This is a genomic window from Nonomuraea sp. LP-02 (assembly GCF_036289125.1).
In the GTDB taxonomy this organism is placed as follows: Bacteria; Actinomycetota; Actinomycetes; order Streptosporangiales; family Streptosporangiaceae; genus Nonomuraea; species Nonomuraea bangladeshensis.
This window is the reverse complement of the sequence record NZ_JAXCLK010000002.1, coordinates 1,030,310-1,051,110: the sequence shown is the minus strand read 5'-3', so window position 1 is coordinate 1,051,110 and position 20,801 is coordinate 1,030,310. Positions and strand designations below refer to the sequence as shown.

The 20,801-nt window shown below is 69.4% G+C and carries 15 protein-coding genes; 7 read left to right on the top strand and 8 right to left on the bottom strand.

Annotation, left to right across the window (positions count from 1 at the left end; translation table 11 throughout):
* The first annotated feature begins 4 nt into the window (after positions 1-4).
* Complete coding sequence (locus SMD20_RS48200; protein ID WP_329594782.1) at positions 5-1,366, top strand: MFS transporter; 1,362 nt, start codon at positions 5-7, stop codon at positions 1,364-1,366.
* On the top strand, positions 1,363-2,079 hold the full coding sequence (locus SMD20_RS48195) for a TSUP family transporter (protein WP_329594700.1): 717 nt from the start codon (positions 1,363-1,365) through the stop codon (positions 2,077-2,079). Before SMD20_RS48200 ends, SMD20_RS48195 begins: the two co-directional genes overlap by 4 nt.
* A 323-nt stretch (positions 2,080-2,402) precedes the next feature.
* Here SMD20_RS48195 and SMD20_RS48190 read toward each other — a convergent pair whose 3' ends face one another.
* From SMD20_RS48190 to SMD20_RS48175, 4 genes are all read right to left on the bottom strand, one after another.
* Positions 2,403-2,819, bottom strand: a complete 417-nt coding sequence (locus tag SMD20_RS48190; RefSeq protein ID WP_329594698.1) for a hypothetical protein — start codon at positions 2,817-2,819, stop codon at positions 2,403-2,405.
* Between the two features lie 79 nt (positions 2,820-2,898).
* A complete protein-coding gene (locus tag SMD20_RS48185; protein ID WP_329594696.1) occupies positions 2,899-3,552 on the bottom strand; it encodes a hypothetical protein in 654 nt (217 codons plus the stop codon).
* Between the two features lie 382 nt (positions 3,553-3,934).
* Positions 3,935-5,176: a hypothetical protein gene (locus SMD20_RS48180; protein WP_329594694.1), complete on the bottom strand. Its 1,242-nt coding sequence runs from the start codon at positions 5,174-5,176 to the stop codon at positions 3,935-3,937.
* Between the two features lie 257 nt (positions 5,177-5,433).
* Positions 5,434-5,751 (bottom strand): hypothetical protein, encoded by a 318-nt coding sequence (locus tag SMD20_RS48175; RefSeq protein ID WP_329594692.1) that lies wholly within the window; start codon positions 5,749-5,751, stop codon positions 5,434-5,436.
* Here SMD20_RS48175 and SMD20_RS48170 point away from each other — a divergent pair.
* From SMD20_RS48170 to SMD20_RS48155, 4 genes are all read left to right on the top strand, one after another.
* Positions 5,735-7,150: an alpha/beta fold hydrolase gene (locus tag SMD20_RS48170; RefSeq protein WP_329594690.1), complete on the top strand. Its 1,416-nt coding sequence runs from the start codon at positions 5,735-5,737 to the stop codon at positions 7,148-7,150. The genes SMD20_RS48175 and SMD20_RS48170 overlap by 17 nt on opposite strands.
* 1 nt (position 7,151) lies before the next feature.
* Complete coding sequence (locus SMD20_RS48165) at positions 7,152-8,228, top strand: sensor histidine kinase (RefSeq protein ID WP_329594688.1); 1,077 nt, start codon at positions 7,152-7,154, stop codon at positions 8,226-8,228.
* An 8-nt stretch (positions 8,229-8,236) separates the two neighbouring features.
* Positions 8,237-8,878, top strand: coding sequence for a response regulator transcription factor (locus SMD20_RS48160; RefSeq protein ID WP_329594686.1), 642 nt, complete (start codon positions 8,237-8,239; stop codon positions 8,876-8,878).
* A gap of 122 nt (positions 8,879-9,000) precedes the next feature.
* Complete coding sequence (locus SMD20_RS48155) at positions 9,001-9,216, top strand: hypothetical protein (RefSeq protein ID WP_329594684.1); 216 nt, start codon at positions 9,001-9,003, stop codon at positions 9,214-9,216.
* A gap of 1,177 nt (positions 9,217-10,393) precedes the next feature.
* Here SMD20_RS48155 and SMD20_RS48150 read toward each other — a convergent pair.
* The gene (locus SMD20_RS48150) at positions 10,394-12,610 is read right to left on the bottom strand and encodes a rhamnogalacturonan lyase family protein (RefSeq protein ID WP_329594682.1); all 2,217 of its coding nucleotides are present in this window, start codon (positions 12,608-12,610) and stop codon (positions 10,394-10,396) included.
* 178 nt (positions 12,611-12,788) lie between these two features.
* Positions 12,789-13,787, bottom strand: coding sequence for a LacI family DNA-binding transcriptional regulator (locus tag SMD20_RS48145; protein WP_329594780.1), 999 nt, complete (start codon positions 13,785-13,787; stop codon positions 12,789-12,791).
* Between the two features lie 685 nt (positions 13,788-14,472).
* Between SMD20_RS48145 and SMD20_RS48140 the strand changes: the two genes are divergently transcribed.
* Entirely contained in the window at positions 14,473-15,657 is a 1,185-nt protein-coding gene (locus SMD20_RS48140) for a histidine kinase dimerization/phosphoacceptor domain-containing protein (RefSeq protein ID WP_329594680.1), read from the top strand.
* Positions 15,658-15,981: 324 nt separating this feature from the next.
* Here the strand turns inward: SMD20_RS48140 and SMD20_RS48135 are convergent, their stop codons facing one another.
* Both SMD20_RS48135 and SMD20_RS48130 read right to left on the bottom strand, forming a co-directional pair.
* On the bottom strand, positions 15,982-17,580 hold the full coding sequence (locus SMD20_RS48135) for a glycosyl hydrolase family 28 protein (protein ID WP_329594678.1): 1,599 nt from the start codon (positions 17,578-17,580) through the stop codon (positions 15,982-15,984).
* A 135-nt stretch (positions 17,581-17,715) separates the two neighbouring features.
* A complete protein-coding gene (locus SMD20_RS48130; RefSeq protein WP_329594677.1) occupies positions 17,716-20,778 on the bottom strand; it encodes a hypothetical protein in 3,063 nt (1,020 codons plus the stop codon).
* Between the last annotated feature and the right edge of the window lie 23 nt (positions 20,779-20,801).

Genomic DNA, 20,801 nt, shown 5'->3' with positions numbered 1-20,801 from the left:
CACGATGCCGGGCACGCCGGCTCCCCGACCCACCGCGGAACCGGCGCTGACGCCTCGCGCGCGGGCCGCCGACCTGGTGACCTACTCGACCGGCTCGATCGGGATGGGCGTGTGGGTCACCGTCCCTGGGCTGCTCCTGCTCTACTTCCTCACCCACACGCTCGGCGTCTCGCCGTTCCTGGCCGGCCTCACCCTGCTCCTGCCGAAGATCGTCGACGTGGTCGTGCATCCGCTGCTCGGCACGCTGTCCGACCGGCAGGCGCGCCGCAGCGGGCACCGGGGCGGCCTGCTCGGCTGGGGCCTGCTGCTGGGTGTGGCCATGGCCGCGATGTTCTCGGTCCCGGCCGGGCTGTCCGGGCTGGCCGCCGCGCTGTGGGTCGGTGGCTGGTTCATCGCCGGCAACCTGCTCTTCGCCTGTTTCCAGGTGCCGTACCTGACGACGCCGTCAGACCTGCGGGTCGGCTACCACGAGCGCACCCGCATCTTCATGTTCCGGATGCTCTTCCTGACGTTGGGGCTGCTCGGCGCCGGCGTCGCGGCACCTGCGCTGGTGGCGTCCGGCGGCCGCGGCGACTACTCCCGGATGGCCCTGCTGCTCGCCGGCGCCATGGTCGTGTCGTGCCTCGTCGCGCTGGCGGGCGTCCGGCGGCTCGTCGGCAACTGCGGCTTCCGCCTGCCCGACGGGCGTACCCGTACCGCCCTCGGCGACATCCGGGTCGCGTGGCGCGACCACGACTTCCGAGCGCTGGTGCTGTCCTACCTGTTCACCGGCACCACCACGCACCTCTTCCTCGCCGCGCTGCCCTTCTACACCGAGTACGTCTTCGCGGACGGCGGGCTCACCGCTGTGTTCATGGGCGCCTTCCTTGGCCCGGCCGTGGTCTCCGGGCCCGTGTGGCTGCGGGTGTCACGGCGTATCGGCAAGCAGCGCGGGCTGCTGCTGTCGCAGGGCGTGTTCATCGTCGGATCCCTGGTGCTGCTGCTGGGTGAGCTGCTCGGAGTCGCGGCGACCGTCGCCGTGGTCGTGGCGCTCGGCATCGCCTTCGCCGGGCTGCAGCTGTTCGCCTTCTCGATGGTCCCGGACGCTGTCGCCGCCGCCGAGGCGCGCGGCACCGCCCGCGCGGGCGCCTACACCGGAGTGTGGACCGCGACCGAGGCGACGGGCACCGCCATCGGCCCCTACCTGTACTCCGCCGTCCTGGCCGCCGGCGGGTTCGTGTCCACGGCCGAGGGGCACGGGGTGGCGCAGCCGGACTCCGCCCTCACCGCGCTGCTCGCGGGCTTCACCGTGGTGCCCGCCGTGCTGATGGCGACGGCTGTGTGGTTCCAGCGCCGTTACGCCCTCGACCGGCCGGCAGGCCCATGACCCCGGATCTCCTCACCGCCGAGCACCTGCTGGCGCTCGCCGGTGTGCTGCTCGGTGCGCTCGTGCAGGCTGCTACCGGCATGGGCTTCTCGCTGCTGGCGGCGCCGGTGATGGTTCTCTACCTTGGCCCGCGCGACGGGGTGGCCGCGACCGTGGTGCTCGCCGTGCTCTCCTCTGTCGTGCCGCTGCTGCGCGACGGCCGTCACGCCTGGCCGGGCGAGGTGGCCCGGCTGCTGGTGCCCGCGCTGGTGTGCACTCCACTGGCCGCCCTGGCGCTGCGCGGGGTGGGCACGCGCTGGCTGGCGCTGGCCGCGGGCTCCGGCGTGATCATCGCTGTGTGTGTCCTGGCCGGCGGGGTGCGCTGGAGATGGCTGCGCCGTCCCGAGGGAGCCGTGGCCATGGGCGCCGCCAGCGCGCTGCTCAACGTGGTCGGCGGGGTCGGCGGCCCGCCGATCGGCCTGTACGCGGCCAACGCGGGCTGGGAACCGGCGACCACGCGCGGCAATCTGCACGCCTTCTTCATCCTGCACAACACCGCGACGGTCCTGGCGCTCGGCCTCGTGCTGCCCGGAGCGCCGGAGCTCGCGGCACTGGCCGCCGGCACGGCCTCCGGGATGCTGCTGGCGTCCCGGCTGCCGGTCGCGGCGCTGCGGAGCACCGTCCTGGGCGCGTCACTGCTGGGCGGCATCGCCCTGACGGTCGGAGCACTCTGACCTCCTGCACTCGATGACCGGCTTGTACGGCGCCGACATGGCTCAGGCAGGGGAGGACCGCGCGATCCGTCAGGAGGAAGTCGAGGTGGTCGTCGACGTCGGCGGCCCGTAGCCGTTCCCGATTGCGTAGCAGGTCGTCGAGAGAGGCCTGCGGATCTGGGCAGATAGGAGACGTTGGTCCGGAAGTGGTCGCAGCCCACGCAGCGGAACCGGAACGGGCAGGAGTGCACGCCGGCCTTGACGTTGGACGGCTCGCCGCAGACACCGAACGGGACGACGATCTCACCGACGGCGCACCTGGCATGTTCGGCGTCCATCAACGCCTAAGCCTGCCGCCAGATGCGGTTGATTCTGGTCCGGGTAAGCGAATTTTCGCCGCGTCGCCTGGCATTACGCCTGTGTCGGCGGGTGAACGTACGGTGAGGCAGGCGCGTTTTGGCCGGGTAGGCGCAGGACGAATCGGGCCCGCAGGAGCTGTCTTCGATGGTGAGGGTGCCGCCGTGGGTCAGGATCCGGGCCAGGGCGATCGGCTCACCGTTGACCGTCACGCCAGGCATCAGGTGCTGGATCACCTCGACCCTGCGTGGGCGCCGGTCCAGTTCGTCGGCCACCAGACCGCTGAGGTCGACGGGTTCGTGCCGGCTGCCGACACCGGCGTCCATCCTGGCGATCTGCAACAGGTCGGCGATCGGATTCTGCATCCGTTCGATGCAGGCCAGCAGAGTGGCCGCCGTGCGCACCTGCCGGTTCCCTCACCGTCTCTCCTGGAACTCAAGTGTCCCTGTGGTTGCGATACCGGCCCCGCTCAGCCTCGCGCGCCTATTCATCCACATTCGGATAGTTCGACTTGCGCGCCAGCCACCACCAGCCATCACCCAGCCGGCTGCACCACCAGTAATCGTCGAACGTGGTCGCGGTGAGATCACAGGGGCTTATCCGCGCGGCGTCAGGCCGGTCATAGATGTAGAGGAACATGTTCTCCGACACTTCCTCGTTCGACAGGCCCATCGTGAGAACACGTCCGGGGTAAAGCTCGATCGGCACATCCTGCGCCCTGGGATGATCAAAGTGCAGGACATCGAACTCATCAGGCAGATGCACCCAGCCACCCGAAGGCATGTCCGCCGACAGCTTCCTGTCCTTGGCCAGCTGGGCCAGCGCGGTGAACTTGCCGTGATGGACCGCGAACCACGTACGTCCGAAGATCCCGTTCCAGGGCAGCACCACAACGGCGGCGCACAGGACGACCGCCGCACCGGCCGCGACGTAACTGCGGACGTCACCACGGCGGCGTATGAGTCTCCGCGCCCACCACGACGTGGAAAGCACGGCGACGACGAACGCGATCCCAAGGATCAGCTGCTCGATGATCCGATCGTTGTACTCCAGCCACAGCAGATACCGTCCAGTCACGACCACGAGCCAGCTCGCCGCCATGGTCGCGGTTAACGCATGCGATCGTTTCTCGATCACGCCTCCAGACCCGCTCGGCGATCACTGCTCCACGTGTGGACGGCCTCCCGCCAACCTGTGAATCCAACCCGCGTACTGCAACCCGCCTCGTCCAACGAGGCACCGCACGACCTGCGGTCCTCGGCGACGTAGCAGACCTCGAACGTCGCCGTCCGACACCGTAGTGGATATCAAGCACCGCGAGCTACGCAAACACGGACAGTCGCAGAGTGGCGCCCGACTTATCCATCGGTGTTCGAGCCGGAACGTCAAGCTCGGGACCAGGGCCGCCACAGAGGGTGGCACCTTTCGGGCGTATTCCGGTCGTGCCCCTCCGAGGTGCGGCCCACGCAAGCTCGGTATGAGCGCCGGGATCTCTCACATGAGCAGGTACGACGGAGGCTCAGGGATTCTGCTCATCCTTGAACACGATGTACATCGCCTCCTCCGGACCAAGGATCAAGAGCCTGCGCCCATGGCCGTACCGGTAGACCTCGTCTGTCGCATCCCGCCAGAAGCGGCCGTCCTCGTCGGCATCGGCCCACACCCGTAAACGGCGTTCCGGACCGCCCACGCGGCGGATGGGGCGGTCGAGAAGCTCGTTCAGGAGATACGGCACCAGCTCTGCCGCCTCCGTGCCAACTGCTTCCTGCAGGCAGGCGGCACGGAAGGACTGCAGTTCCCGGAAGAACTCCGTCGTGTCCAGAGGCTGGAGCCCGGCGCCGACCTCCCCTCCCCACCATGCCCGGCCGGTGTCCGGGTCGCCCAGTTCGAGCGGATCAGGCTGCTCCGTCAGATTGTCCGGATCGTCGAAATACGCCTGCGGATCGTCAGGGACGGGCAGCTCGTCGAGCAGGTAATCCTCGAGATACCGTCGGCTCCACGCGCTACTTCTCCACCACGTCCGGATGGCGTCCACTCCAGCTGAGGACGGCAGCCCATGCCGCACCCATTCGATCTTGAACGGGCCGTAGCCGAAGAGGTCCAGCGGGGCGTGAAGAGCAGTTCCCGCGCAGATGGGCCGCAGCCTCGCCTCGGTGAGCGCGTGACTCCCCTCCCCCGGCCGGGCTCCGCTGTCGCACCAATGCCCCGCGAAGGAACAGGCCGGGTCACGGTCGAGCCCGCGATCGTCCACCCGCACGACACTGAGACGCATCAGGCTGGAGGAGGACAGAAGCACGACATGCGTTTCCCCCTGGACGTCGCCACCGGCCGGGTCGGCGACCCTCACCAGCGCCGCCTCCTCGGCCCAGTCTTCGATCGACGCCCGAAGAGCGGCGGACATCAGTTCGACGCGCCGTGACGCCGGCGTGCCGAGCAGGGCGCGCTCCACGGCCGTGGCCACCCCGGGGAGAGGGATCGGCTCGCAGGAGAGCGGCTCGCGCACCGGCCCATAGGGCGATAAGGCCGGAAACACCCCGGCGTTCACGAGGGAGGCGGTCTCCGGCCCGGCGGGGGCCTGCGTCACTTCACGAACATCGACGAGGAGGCGAATGCCGACCGCTTCCTTGTCAGGGGTGTCCTCCTGCAGCCACTCATTCAGCAGATGCGCACATGCCGCCACCTGCATCTGCGCGTGCCAGATAGGCGAGTCCCGGCCATCTTCGCATGTGTGCCCCAGAAACTGGCAGATCGTAAAATCCACGAAAGCCTCTCAGTTCGCATGACTTACTTGAGGCCGCACGCCGCGCCGTGCGCCTTCCGCGCCTCAGCTGCTCTCGCCAACGCCTTCGCGCGCCACTCCCCCGCATCAGTCACCACCGGCAGGGCCATCAGGCACCTCTCCCCCAAGGGGTTGGCTGGTCAGTGACTCCCGTCAGAGATCACGACAGGGCGACCGTCGACCATCATCCCGCACAGGGTCGACGCATGTGACACCAAACCCGGTTCACCGGTCCGCTCCTAAGAGTCACCCAAGATAACCGTCATGGTCTCGGCGTCGAACATGACGGTGCGCTCATTCCTGGTGACGCCGGGCATGAAGCGGCCAGGTCCGCCGAGCGCGGCATGATGCCAGTCGACCTCGACCTGGAGCCGGCACGAAACCTCCAGTGGCGGAGCGTCGGCATGAAGCCGGATCGCCTGACCGACGTGCGGCGCAGGCGGTGAACCATCCCTTTGAAGGTGATCGCCGGTGCGCACGCGTGAGGATCTATCGAAAGGTGGACGACTGGCGGCATGCCACTCGGCCAGGCTGAGGGCCATGAAGAAGACGATCATTGCCGTGCTCGGCACAATGCTGCTCCCCGTAGCAGCGGGGACGCCCGCGGCGGCGGACACCGGGCTGTCCTGGCAGGACTGCGGAGACGGCCTGCAATGTGACCAGATCACCGTGCCCGCCGACTGGGCCGCTCCAGAAGGGAAGCAGATCACGCTGGGGCTCGCCAAGCTCCCCGCGCGTGACCCGGTCACCAGGAAGGGCACGCTCGTCCTCAACCTGGGCGGCCCCGCCCAGCAGATCTCGATCCTGCGCCAGGTGAAGGACACCCTCGCCGACCTGACGACCTGGTTCGACGTGGTGCTCTTCGACCCGCGCGGGTTCGAGGCGAGCACCGAGGTACGCTGCCCCCGACCGGCGCCGTATCCCGCCAACGGGCAGTGGGTGTTCACTAACCGTGCAGCCTTCGCCCAGTACACAAAGCAGAACCACCGCTTCGGCCTGGGATGCGCCGAAGCCGCCGGCCCGCTCAAGGGCAACCTGAACACCTGGCAGGGAGCCCGCGACCTGGAAGCCGTCCGGGTGGCGCTGGGCGAGCGAAAGCTGAACTACTACGGCAACTCCTACGGCGGCGTCCTCGGCGTGGCCTACGCCGAGTACTTCCCGTCCCATATCGGCCGCATGTACCTGGACAGCCTGATCGACCACACCAACCGGTCGTGGGATGAATGGGTCCTGGCCAGAGGCAAGGTCAAGGAAGACAACCTGCACCGCTTCGCCGACTGGTGCGACACCGACCGAAGGTGCGCGCTGCACGGCCGCGACGTGCTCAAGGTGTGGGACGATGTCATGGCCCGCGCCGCCGAACAGCCCATTCCCGCGCCCGGTGCCGGAGCGGGTGCCGCGGCCAGCGCGGCCCTGATCGCCTCCCGCGCGACCGTCTCGTTCGATGCGACGTGGCCCGACCTGGCCACGTCCTTGGCCGAGGCGGACGCGGGTGACGCCACCCGGTTCGCCAAGCCGTTGGCCGGGGCGCCCGACCCGGACCTCAGCAGGATCACAATGTGCGCCGACTTCCCGTTCCCGACCGCATACCGTGAAATCAAGGCCATGGAGGCAAGGCTGAGAAAGACCGCGCCGCGCATCGGCTGGACCGCGGCCTGGCCGATGGCCGGCCTCTGCACTGGGCTCCCCAAGAAGACGTCCTACCCGCCCCATCCAATCCGCCCGCGCGGCCTGCCGCCGATCCTGATCGCCAACGGCGAGTACGACGACACGGCTGCTCCCGCCTACGGACGCCGGGTCGCCGCGCAACTCGACGGCGCCCGCTACCTGGCGGCCAAGGGCGGGCACGCGCTCTACTGGAGCGGCAACCCCTGCGTCCGCGGCCACGTGCACCGCTACCTGACCACTGGGCAACTCCCGCCCGCGGGCGCCACCTGCGGTCCGGCATCATCGTGACATGCACTGGCGCAGGGAGGTTCTGCTCGTCGCCGGCGCCGCGAGCGCCGCGGCGCTGCTGACGGCACTGCATCGGCGGGTCCCGGCCGACCTGCCGCTCCTGGCTGTCTTCAGCACCGGAGTGAGCCTCCCTCTGCTGATCCGCCGGGTGCTGCCGCTGACCGCCGCCGCGACGTCGGCGGTGATCGCACTGGCCGGAATGGCGCAACTGCACCGCTGGGAGGGGATGCTGGTCACGATGGTCCTGTTCTGCACGGCGGTCTACCACCGCCCGCGGCGTCCAGGCCTGGTGCTGGCGGTCTCCACGTGCTGGATTCTCGGCACGGGGATGGTGATGGGAGGCGAGGGCGTCCCGGAGCTGAGCAGCATAGTGATCATGAGCGTCGCGCCCGTGGCCACCGGCTACGCGCTGCGGCTGCACCGGGATCGGGCCGACCAGTCGCTGCGACTGCAGCGGGCCGAGGCGGAGCGCGGGCTGGCCGAGGAGCGTACCTGGCTGTCCAGAAACGTGCACGACAGCGTCGGCCACCACCTGACCGCGATCCGACTGCAGGCCGCGGCGGCCCGGCGGGCCCCCGGCGACGCGCCCGCCAAGCAAGCCCTGCAGACGATCTCGGACCTGTCGCTGTCGGCGCTCACCGAGGTACGCGGCCTGCTGCGGACGCTCGATGAGCACCCGGCCACCCTCCAGCCCGGCACCGCCGACCTGGAGTGCCTGGCCGGACGGCTCACTAGCGCGGGCCGGACGGTCACCGTGCGCCGCTCCGGCACCGGGGACGCGCTACCGCCGGCTGTCGATCACACCGCCTACCGGGTGGTCCAGGAGGCGCTGACGAATGCCGTACGGCATGCGGACGCGACCGAGGTCACCGTCCACCTGCGGCAGGACGACCGCGGCCTGCGCATCGAGATCTGTGACAACGGCGCCCCGGTCCCTGCGCCTCAGGCCGAGGGACGGGGCCTGCGCGGCATGAGGGAACGGGTGCGCCTGCTCGACGGCACCCTGTCGGTGGGCCCGGTCGAAACGGGCGGCTGGCGGGTCCGTGCCGACCTGCCCAGGGAAGGGAGCGTGTGGTGACGATCCGGGTGCTGGTCGCCGACGATCAGGAGGCGGCGCGGGAGGCGCTGCGACTCATCCTCGACGGCGAGCCCGACATTGACGTGATCGTGACGGCCGCCGACGGCGCCGAGGCGGTGCACCAGGCCCTGTCGCGCCGGCCGGACGTGGTGGTGATGGATCTGCGGATGCCGGGCATGGACGGCATCGCCGCCATCGGCCGCCTCGCCGCCGCCGAATCCGCCCCCCGCGTGCTCGCCCTGACCACGTTCGACCTCGATGAGTACTTGTTCGGCGCGCTGCGCGCAGGAGCGGCCGGTTTCCTGCTGAAGGACAGTGATCCCGACGTGCTCGTCGCGGCGGTCCGCGAGCTCCACCAGGGCAGGGGATTGATCGACCCACAGGTCACCGGCCGCCTGATCAGCCGCTTCGCCGCGCTGTCCCCGCGCCCTGCCACCCCCGAACTCGACCTGCTGACCCCGCGCGAACACCACGTGCTACGCCTCCTAGCCCGAGGACTGAGCAACGGCGAGATCGCCGCCGCGTGCACCGTCGAGGAGGGCACAGTCAAAACCCACGTCAACCGAATTCTCACCAAACTCGGCCTCCGGACCCGCGTGCACGCAGCGATCTACGCATATGAACACGGGATCGTCACCCGTGTCCCATGAGACGAACATCGACGATGAGCGCTTGCCTCATCGCGATATGACACAGAACTTGCATTATCTGTCATACGGTAAGCGGGAACATGACGCCGGACAGGAACAGCAGGGGCAGGGAGAGAAATCCGGTGACGGCGTGGAAGGTCTCGGCGGTGTTCGAGCACTACGAGGGTGAGCGTGATCGGACCGTAGGGGATGCCGAGGAGTCCGGCGGGCAGGAGCAGCAGAGCGCCTTGGCAGCTCGCCACGGCTGTGGCGCCCAGGCATTTGCCGATCAGCAGGCTTTCCCGGCGGACCGGGGCGAGCAGCATCTCGTGCAGAATGCCGCGGGTCGCGGTTGGTGACGAGGGATGCGCCTGCCATGACGGCGGGAGTGACGACGGTCATCGGGGTCCCGATCGCAATGGCGGAATCCAACGGATATAGCCCTGACCGGCGGTGACTCGCCCTTTGTACAGGTCACAAGGGTTGGCGATCCATCCCGGGTTCGCATCGGACGCGAGTTGCACGCATCCGATGCTGAACCCAGGGATCCTCACGGCGAAGGTTCTTCAGCGAGAGCGAACCCGAGGGCGATGGACGTGCAGGCTGGTTTCGGCTCAGACATGGCGGGATCGGTCAGGCTCGATAACGATCATCGGCGCCGGCTCCCCGTCCGACGACGCGCTCCGCCTGCTCGCCTCCTGGGCCGCCATCCACGAACACACCGATCAGCGGCAAGACACCGAGCGCACCTGACACGCCCGAGCGATGTTTCACCATGAACGCCTATGAAACAGCCGTCCGGCGTCCGGCCCTCCCGGTGCGTGCCCGCCGCGATCCTGTCCCTGGCCGAGTTCGCCGAACGGCTGCGCGCCTGGGGCTCCGCCTGAAGTCCCTCACCGCCGAGTTGCAAGGCAGCCACGATCCGTCCGGCGTGGTGTTCACCGTGCTCGCAGCCCCCTCGGGGGACGCGAAGACATCCGCGACCGCACCTTGAAGGGCCACGAAACGCCCGCAAGGACGGCAGGGACAGCAAGGAGATCGGCGGCGCCGCGGATGGGAGCCTGATGTCCGTGGTGCTGTATCTGCGCGGTCAGGACCTCAGCCTCCGCGAGATCGCTTCCCGCTCGGTCATCACCCAAGGCGCCGCCAACAGGGGCTGGTGCCCTCTTGGCGGCCACCGTCGTGCGCACGCTCCGCGACCACGACGCCAGCATCGCCGAGCTGGGTGCAGGAGCCGGCGATGCTGGCAACAGCCGTAGTCCCCGGACCGGTACCCGAGCCGCGCGCTGCCCTTGGCCATGATCCGATGCAACAAGTTCTGGCCCGTTCAGTCCCCGCCGGCCGCGGACGACTTCCTCAAACCGCAGGACGCCGCTTGCCGACCTTCGGCTGCCGCTTCACCGAGCTGGCCGCGTCTCGGTGGTTTCCAGGCGTGCCCCACCGCTGGCGGGACAGCATGGTCATCGTCGCGGCCAGGCCAGAAGCGCACGTAGCCGGGTGCTCCACCGTCCTCATCCGCGGATTGCTCGGCAGGCGTCAGCGCAGGTACACGTTGGGCTGGGGCGGGGTGCTCATGCCGTTGCCGATGAAGAAGCTCGGATGCGGCGGCTGGTTGTAGGCGGTGTTCTGCCAGGCCAGAGCCACCCGGTACTGCGGATCGTGCAGCAGCGTGTGGATCTTGACGGTGGTCAGGTGGGGTGTGGCGTAGATGCGCAGGGCGCGGTTGTCGGTGGTGGGCCAGATGACCTCTTCGCGCCAGTCGCCGAGGATGTCGCCCGCCAGTGACGGGGTGGCCTTGGTGCCGTTGTTGCTGTGCACGCCGGAGGCGGTCAGCAGGCGGGTCTCGCCGCTGGTGCCGTACTTGTCGATCCTGGTCTGGTCCAGCAGTTCACGCACGGGGTCGCCGTCCCACCAGGACAGGAAGTTGGCCGAGGACGGCTGGCGGCCGATGACCGTTCCGGAGGTGTTGCGCAGCCCGTTCTGTCCCGCGCCGGCGGCCCAGGACTCGGCGCCGGAACTGCCGGCGTAGACGTCGGCGGACACGCCGCGGGCCGGGCCCTCGCCGTCGGAGCCCGCGCCGGTGCCGGTCTGCCACAGCACCTGGCCGGTACGGGCGTCGACCATGTACAGGCCCGGCCGGTTGGCCGACTCGGAGATCTTCACGTACTCCTGGCCCGCCCGGCCCGGGTCGAGATCGCCGAGGTGGGCGGCGTCGCCGTGGCCCCAGCCGACGTTCCACAGGCGGGCGCCGTTGTCGTCGATGGCCGCGGCCCCGTACAGGATCTCGTCGCGGCCGTCGCCGTCCACGTCGCCGACGGTGAGGCTGTGATTGCCCTGGCCGGCGTAGGAGCCGTTGCCGGAGGCGTTGGTGTCGAACGTCCAGCGCTTGACGAGGCGGCCGTCGCGGAAGTCCCAGGCGGCGATCACGGCGCGGGTGTAGTAGCCGCGGGCCATGATGAGGCTGGGCCGCTGCCCGTCCAGGTAGGCGGTGCCGGCCAGGAACCGGTCCACGCGGTTACCGTAGTTGTCGCCCCAGGAGGAGACGTTGCCGCGGGGCGGGTCGTAGTTCACCGTCGACATCGCCGCGCCGGTCTGGCCGTTGAACATGGTCAGGTACTCGGGGCCGGACAGGATGTAGCCGCCGGAGTTGCGGTGGTCGGCGCTCGCGTTGCCGATGACGGTGCCGCGGCCGTCGACGGTGCCGTCGGCGGTCTTCATGGCGACCTCGGCCTTGCCGTCGCCGTCGTAGTCGTAGACCTGGAACTGGGTGTAGTGGGCGCCGGCGCGGATGTTGCGGCCCAGGTTGATGCGCCACAGGCGGGTGCCGTCCAGCCTGATGCCGTCGAGGTAGACCGGGTCGGTCACGCCGGACTGGGAGTTGTCCTTGGAGTTGTTGGCCTCCCACTTCAGCACCAGGTCCAGGCGGCCGTCGCCGTCGAGGTCGCCGGTACTGGCGTCGTTGGCGTGGTGGCCGGAGGACGGTGGTGTGATCGGCACGTCGAGGTAGCCGCTGCCGAAGCGCAGCGAGCTCTCCGAGGCGGGGCCCTCGGTGTCGCCGCTGAGCGGGCGAACTGTGTAGGAGGCGTCCGAGGCGGCCCCGGAGTCCAGGTAATTAGTGGAGTTCGTGACGGTCGCCAGGCGCGTGCCGCCCCGGTAGAGGTTGAAGGACGTCGTACGGGGCTCGGTACCCAGCAGCCGCCAGGAGACCAGGTTGCCGTTGCCGGAGCGGACACTGATCAGGCCTCGGTCGAGGTCTTCGGCCTGCTTGGCATCCTCGGGAACGGAGGTCGGGGTGACCGTAGGAGTGACCGTGGGGGTGACGGTGGGGGTGGGCTCGCCGCCTTCGCCGGTGCAGGTGACGCCGTTGAGCGCGAACGAGTCGGGCGCCGGGTTGGCGCCGTTCCAGGAGGCGTTGAAGCCGAACGTCGTGCTGCCGCCCTGGGGGATCGCGGCGTTGTAACCCGCGTCCTGCGCCCTGACGGCCGGGCCGTTCTGGGTGGCCGTGGCGTTCCACGCCTGGATGATCCGCTGTCCGGCGGTGAACGACCAGTCCAGGTGCCAGCCGTTGATCGCCTCGCCCACGTTCTGAATGGTCACGTTGCCGGTGAATCCACCGGCCCACTGGGTGGTGACGGCGTAGTCCACCTCGCAGGCCACCGCCGCGGCGGCAGGAGACTGCAGGGCGACCGCGCCCGCGGCCACCAGGCATACGGTGCTGCCGAGCACCGTGGAGAGCAGGGATAAACGTTTCATTGAGCGTCCAATCGATGGGCGGACGTCTGGGGAGGTGTCGAGCGAGCACACCGTAAGAAGACCCTGATCAGAGTGTCAACGAGACGCCGGCCTTCATCCTCTGCCGGAATTGTTTCCTTTCAGGTCAGCGGCGGCGAGAAGGCCGCACCTGTTCTGAAACTTTCGGAGCCCGGACGCGTCAACGGCAGGGGGCCGCGGTCGACTCGCGGACGACCAGCTGCGGCCGGTAGACCAGCTTCTGATGCCGGTGCCCCGCCCGGGCCTCGTCCAGCAGCAGTTCCGCCGCGACCCGGCCCAGCTCGCGCTTCGGCTGCCACACGGTGGTCAGGGGCGGGGCGAGCTGGGCGGCGAACGCCACGTCGTCATACCCCACGACCGACATCTCGCCCGGCACCGCGACCCCTCGCTCCTTCAAGCCCCCGATCACGCCCAGCGCCGCCGAGTCGTTGAGGCAGAGAATCGCGGTGGGCGGATCAGCCGCGCCCAGCACATCCTCCAACGCCGCCGCGGCGGTCTCGGTGATATCGGGCGACGGCACCCGGACGTCCAGCACCCCCCGGCCGGGGTCCAGGCCGGCCTTGAGGAACGCCTTGCGCACGCCGGCGTGACGCTCGGCGGTCTGCTGCACCTCGATCGCGGCACTGAGCAACGCGATCCGCCGGTGCCCCAAGGCGATCAGGTGTCCCGCGACCTGCTCACCACCCCACTGGTTGTCGACAGACACCGAGCACAGCCGGCCGTCGGACCTGTGGTCCAGCAGCACCACCGGGACACCACGCGCGGCCAGGGCGACCAGCGAGTCCAGATCGGCCTCGACCGGGGTGATGAGCACGCCGCGCACGCGCTGCTTCTCCAACTCCCGCAGGTAGTGCTGCTCTCGCCCCGGCTGCAAGTCGGTGCTGCAGGTCATGAGCATGCAGCCGTCCTGGAGCAGCCGGTCCTCCACCCCCCGGCACACCTCGGTGAAGAACGGCCCGGCGATGTCCAGCGTCACCGCGCCGACCAGCGGACTGGGTATCCCCCGTAACCGTCTGGCGGCGCTGTCGGGCAGATACCCCATGCGCTCCATCGCCGCGTGCACGCGCCGGCGCGTCCCCTCGGCGACCAGTTCGGGATTGTTGAGGACGTTGCTCACGGTTGTCGGTGAAACACCGGCCTCTCGCGCGACCTGACGCATACCAGGGCGGCGCGGCCCGACCGAATCGTCCCCATTCACCGCAGCACCATATCCGGCCTGCGATCAATCGCGCCCCTACATCTCCTCCGGCAGCAGGCGGATACCGCCGACTGGCAGTACCACGGGCGCGCTTCGAAGCCGTGCCAGCCGGTCCTCGAGGGGTAGCCGGCCAGCAGGGCACCGGCCGAGTGGCTCAGGCTCGGGGCAATCCTCGGCGCGCTTGGCGCGGGTCACCTCGTTCTGCACGGCCCTGATGACCTCCTGGCGGTGGTCGTGCACCAGGACCCGGTCCGCGCGAGTCATGGTGTCGTCGCCGGCGGCGCCTGCCAGCAGCGCGCGGGCGTTTGCCCAGCGTCGGGTCAGCCGGGCGTGCGGCTCATGACCTGTTCGACCAGGACCGTGAACAGGACGATGCCAGGCCGGCCAGGCTGTACGTTCCAGCGATGAATGGCCGGGGATCTCCGGCGGCAGGTGGCGGGTGAGAAGGACGTCGTGCCGGTCGGGGTGGCCATATGCGAGAGAGATCCGGTCATGTTGACCCGGCGCACTGGGCGATCTCCCCGATGATCGCCTGCCGGTCGGCACGGTAGCCGTTGAGCGTGGTCAGCAGGATCTGCGTTCGGCCGGCGCCTGCTTCTCCTACGGGAGTATCAATCTCCGGGGCGTGTCTGGATACCGTTGACGCATGCGATGGCGTGGCAAGGCGCTCAATATCCTGCTGGTGACGGCCGCCATCGGCTTCGACGTCCTGACCACGTGGCATACCTGGGGGACCCCGTCGGCGCCCGTGGTGATCTGCGGCGCCTTCTCGGTGCTGGCCGGAGCTCCCATGGGGTTCCTGCGGCGGTGGCCGGTGGCGGTGACCGGCTACCTGGCGGGGCTGCTCATCCTCACCGACCAGCTCGGCGCGTTCACCGTCAACACCGTGCAGATCCTGCTCTTGGTGGCCCTCGGTGTCGTCGCCCACAGGACGGGGCCGCTCACCGTGTCCTGCTCGGCCCTGGTCGTGGGCGCGGCCACCGCGGTCAACCTGGCTGATCCGGGCCACCCCATCACGGCCGACACCTGGTGGTACTGCGCCGGAGCCGTTGTGGTGCCCGTCCTGATCGGCGTCTACCTGCGCGGTCCGGCCGGACGTCTTCCCGAGCGCGACGTCACTCCGGACGTGCTGCTGGCCGGCGGCGGGCTCACCCTGACCGTCCTGAACACCTGGACGGGCTGGGACACCGCCGGCGGGCCGCTTTGGGTCACCGCATCGGTGGTGGTGCTAGCGGGCCTGTCCCTGGGCGTCGCGCGGCGGCTGCCGGGGCTGGTGTTCGTCCTTCAGGTCCTCCTCATGCTGCTGGCCGACCGGTACTTCGAGGAGGCGACGGCCACCTGTGTCATGCTCGTCCTCGTCGCCGCGGGCGTGTTCGCCATGCGTGTGGCTTCCTGGCTCTGGACGTCCGTCGTCTACCTCGTCGCCGTGCTCGCCGTCGTCGCCTTCACCGCCGCGATGGGCGACGCCGGGCCGGCCGCCGAGAGGCAGCCGACGCGTGTCCTGGCGCTGATGACGCTCGTCGTGGCCCCCGTGGCGAGCGGCCGCTACCTGCGGGCCCGGCAGGCCGCGAGCCAGGCGGAACGGCTGCGTCTGCGCGCGCTGGCTCAGGTGCGCGCCGACCAGCTGGCCGAGCGCGAGAGCATCGCTCGCGAGATGCACGACATCGTCGCCCACCACGTCGGCGCTATGGTCCTGCGAGCCGGCGCCGCCCGCTACGCCGACCCCGGCGGGCCCTCCAGCCAGGCCGACCCCGTACCGCCGTACAGGGAGAACCTGTTCCTGCGAGGACTGGCCTCGCTCCCGGTACGGCGCCACGGGCGGGCGGCCTGACGACCTATCCGGACACCGCCGTCATCGCGACGCCGACCGGGTTCCGGCAAGAGGTGATCGTACGGCAGCGGCCGGTGAGCCGCAGGAAGGGCGCGTCGGCAAGGTGACGCCCTCGGTCGAGAAGAGCGCGGCGGGCCAGGTGCTCGTCCACCGGCCCGACGCGACCTTCATCAACAACTCCGCCTACCGGAACGGCTACGCCAACGTCAGCAGCACAATCAGCGTGACGTTCTCTTCAGGAACCGACAGCCGAGGCGCGACGTGCCCGGCCGGCTGCCTCGCTCACAACCGTGGACACCCGCGTAACTCGAGGGTGACTGCGCGTCAGCCTGTGATAGTCACGGGGCCGTAGTCGGAGAGGTTGGTGATGTTCATCTGGCTGAGTGACGTGGCCGAGGTCGAACTGCCGGGCATGTACACCCGGTCCAGCGTGACACCGGTGATGGGAGCACCGGGCTGGCCGTTGATCCGGCCCGGGGTCGTGCCGGCGTTCCGGATCCGCGCGTTGGTCACGGTGACCCCGCTGACTGGGCCGACGCCGTGGGTGTTGCCGGTCCACAGGGCGAGCCAGGTGCGGTTGCCGTCGTTGCTGTAGCTCAGCCGTTCCACGTCGACGTCCTCGAAACGTATCTGGGAGGCCGCGCCCGAGCCGTACTTGTGGTGGACGCCCATGCCGACGGCGGCGTCGTAGACGACCGCACGGCGGAACGTCACGCTCTCCTGGTTCTGGAAGACGCCCTGGCCGACCTTGAGCCCGTAGCAGAACGTCCACGACAGGAGGTCTTCGAAGGTCACCCTGGAGAGCGGCCTGGGGTCGCCGGGCACATTGCGGAACAGATCCACGGTGTTGTCCCAGGTCTTGGTGCTGAACGGATCGTCATGGCCGATGCCGACCGCGTTGCTGACGATCACGTCCGACGACTCCATGACGTCGATACCGTCATTCTCGCCCATGCCGAAGCGGTTGAAGATCTTCAGGTTGCGGAAGGTCATGTTCGACGAGCGAGTCGGCATGATGGCCCAGCTGCTCGACTCGCGGAAGGTGACCCCGTCCACGGTGAACCCGTTGGTGTAGATGGGCGTGAGCAGGTTGACGCCAAGATTGCCGGGCTGCAGCGACGCCGCCCCGTTGCCGTCGATGACTCCACGCCCGTAGATCGAGATGTTGTTTGACGAGTAGCGGGTCGATATGAACCAGGTGACGTCGCGGTTCTGGGAATCCTTGTGCCAGTGCGCGGTGTAGTTGGCCCGCTCGCCGGTGTAGCGCAGCACCGCGCCTTGCTCCAGGTAGAGCGCAAGGTCGCTGCGCAGGTACAGGTTGCCGACCGTGTAGACGCCGGGCGGCACGTAGACGATGCCCTGCCGGCCGTTGGCCGAACCCCACGCGGCGGCGTCGTTCAGCGCCTGCTGGAACGCGGTGGTGACGTAGCCGCTGCCCGGCTGCACGGAGTACGGGGCGTTGCGGACGTTGAAGATCCCCGTTCCGCTGGATGGGGGTCGATCATTCTCCCCCGGGTCGATCGCTATGACGAGGTCGGGCCGGCCATCGACCTTGACGATCAAGTAGGCGTTGTCGTGCACGGTGAAGGTGAGGGTGGGACCGCTGACGGAGCCGACGATACCGAGCTTCTGCGGGCTGATGCTGTACGCGCCGATGTTCGTGTTGTTGATCTTCGTGACCGCCAGGGTGGCGTCGCCGTCGCCCATGGCGAACTGTGCGACGTCGTAGCCTTGGTAACCGTTGTAGCCGGCGTGCTTCTGCACCGGCACGTTGCGGCCGTTGACGGTCAGCCGGTAGTCGGTCGACAAGGGGTAGATCGACTGCACCGGGTAGATGGACGTGTCGGCGACCGCGGCTACGGCAGTCTGTGGTGCGACGACGACAGCCACCATGCCGACGAGGACGGACGCGGCCGCGAGCACGCGGAAGACGAGAGACGGCCAGGGACGGCGGTGGGGTCCAAGGTTCATGTGAGACTCATTCCTAGTGACGCGTACGGGGACGACCGGGAATGGCGTGTCGCAGCGAGCCTGCACGGCGACGTGCGAAAGGGGGCGTCAACGGCTCGGCAGCGGGGTGGCCACGCGGACGTCGTCGAAGTCGACGGCCGCGCGGCCCGTGACGAGCTGCACATATCCCGGCCCGTTGATCGGGTCCGGGTCGGTGACGGTGACGCGGGGTTCCGGGTCCACGCCGACGAAGGCGCGGATCTCGGCCCCACGAAGCACCACCCGGAGCGTTGTCGGTCCGGTGACCGCCGCCCCGGTGCCCGTCGCGATGACGCCCGTGCCGGCGCGGAAGACGTCCACCGAGCCGTTGGGGCGGAGATAGATCATGTATCCGGACTGCGTGTAGGCGTCGCCGGGCTTCACCGTCCGCACCTGGATGCCGCCGAAGGCGGTCGAGGTCGCGAGTGTCCGGAAGTGAATGCCGGCCTCGACGGAGCCGTCGCCGATCTTCAGGTCGTCGACGACGGACTTCCAGCCCGTGCGTGTCGTGTCCTGCTGGCGATACACGCCGTCCGTCACGGTCCAGACGCCGTCGACGGCGCTCCACGCCTCGTACGTCGCCGCCGACGAGAAGCTGTCGCGGAAAACCACGCCCTGGGCGTCCGGCACGATCTCCACCTGGAAGGTGTCGACCTCGGTCGTCCCCGTGTCACGCACCGTCTCGGCCGTGAGCCGGCACGGTCCGGGGAGCATCGTCTCCCGGATGGCGACCTTCACCTCGCCGGGGCCGGAGGTGGTGCCGTCGCCGGTGAGGCACGGTCCCGAGACCGTCACCTCGGCGATGCTCCGCCCTGAGATCCCTACCGCAAGCTCTTGCCCGGCCACGACGTTCGCCTGGCCCGGTGCGGCGGTGACGAGGTCGCGCCCCACGTCGGAGCGGGCCGCGGCGACCACCAGGCGTGCGGCGTCGCGCCGGCTCAGCACACGCTTGCGGGCGACCGCGTCGGCGGTCTTCGTGGCGTGGACGACGAACGCGGCGTGGCTCTCCCATTGCTCGCCGGCCCGCAGAAGGTCGGCGACCGTGCAGCCGGTGCCGTCGTCGGGGTTGGCGACACCGGTGTCCCGGTTGCCGATGAAGACCGTCGCCCGCTCGTCCGACCCGGAGCAGGCGTCGCCCAGGATCCGGATGTCGTAGGCGAGCCGCCCCGTGGCCTTGATGTCGAGGACCTGCAGCCTACGGTTCCCGTCCGCGACCGGGAAAGCCGACGGCCACAGCGTCGCCGCGCCCGCGCCGGTCCAGCGGATCTCCACACTCCGGCCGTCCCGGTTCACGACGAGCCCGGTGACGTTCTCGGCCGTCGCCCGGGAACCGACCTTCAGCGCGACGGCCGGGCCGCTGCTGATCCACTGCAGCGTGTCGCCCTCCTCCAGGACGAGCGGGACACGTTCGAAGAACTGCGCGGAACCGGCCTCGACCCGCACCTGGAGCCGGTCCCCGAGGGTCACGGACTTGGACACGGGCCCGCCCGCCGCGGCGTAGCGGATCTCCAGCGGATCGAGATCGCCCACGGTCGCGGGATCGACGGGGGATCCGTCACGGAAGAACGTGGGAACGGGCTGGTCGTAGGCGTCGAAATGCACACCGTCCGCCGCGGTCCAGCCGGTGCCCCACGACAGCTCCGCGTCCACCGGGCGGGTACGCGGCGCGCCGATCTGCGGGGCGTTCTGCCCCTGGACGATGACCCCCAGCTTCGGGTCGTAGAGGTAGTTGAGCCCGAACCGCTGGTTGTCCCAGAACCCGTACTGGGTGTTGAAGTGCTTGCCGAAGCCCATGCCGACGACGTAGCCGGGGCGTTTCGCGAAGACGAACTGCTGGCCGGTGGCTGCGTCCGAGCGATGCTCGGTGTACGGGGCACCGGCGTAGGGGCGCAGCGTGCCGATGGCCGCCCGGCGCTCGGCCGCGGCCGGGTAGTACTCCTCCCGCAACACGATGTCGCGGATGATCGACGGATCGAGGTACGCCCACGTCGGGGCGATGAGCGGCGCGACGGAAGTCTGCCACCCCGCTGCGGCGAACGCGGCACGGCGCTCCTCCATCTCCTCCCGGGTGGCCGAGTAGGCACGTGCCTGCGGGATCACCGCACCCCAGAGGTTGTTGGAGCCGATCGGCAGTTCGCTCGCGTAGTTCCAGCCGCGGTGCCGGGAGTCGATGGCCGTGTTGATGAAATAGCCGTCGAGCCGCTTGTCGTAGAGCAGGTTGTACTGGGCCCAGTCCATGTAACGCGTCTGCATCCGGTCGATCGTCGCCCGGGTCGCGGGATCGGCCCAGCCGGCGAGGTCTTCCGCCTCGACTTCGAGGCTGTAGCGGTGGGCGACCGTACCGTCGCGGAAGAAACCGGCCGCGCCCTGCGAGATCCGCTCGTGGTCGGTGAGGCGTTGCTCGAACCTCGCACGCAGCGCCGCGTCGTCGAAGCGGCGGAGGAGGCGGGAGATGCCCACCAGCCCGCCGGCGACCTGGTTGGCGAACTGCGCGCCGCGTGGCCCCCAGACCTCCTCGTCCTCCAGGAACCACGTGCTCGCCTTCCGCATGGCGTTGGTCAGGCCGGACACCAGCGCCGGATCCAGCGTGCCGTCGGCGTCGAGGAGCTCCAGCATGACCGCGTACAGTTCGAGCGCGAACCCGGTCGCGGCTCGCGAATGCACGTCGCCGCCGCCTTGCGGGAACGATCCGTCGGCGTTCTGGATGCTGAGCAGGAACCGCAGGGCCGCTTCGAGGCGCTGGCGCAGGGCCGTGTCCCGGTGGTACGGGTTCCACGGGCGGTCGGCGGTGTAGAAGTAGGCGAGCGTGAGGACGTTCTCCATGACCCGCGCGTCGCTGGGCCCCTGCCCCGTACGCCAGCAGTTGCAGGTGATGTACCCGTGGTTCGTGGTGCTGTCGTCGTTGACGCTGTTGGCGAGCGGCGCCAGGTTGGCGAGGTAGGGGGCGATCTGCTGTTCCAGGCCGGTGAAGTCGGCGAGGTCGATCGTGGTCGGGTCGAGAGCGGCGACTTCGGGTAACGTCCCGGAGACGATCGCGGCGGCGGGGGTGGCCGGGGTCAGCGCCAGGGCCACGGTGGCGGCCACCGAGGCGATCCGGCGGCTGCCATGAGTGTGGGGACGTTTCGATCTCATGATCGTGCCTCCAGGACGCGGTG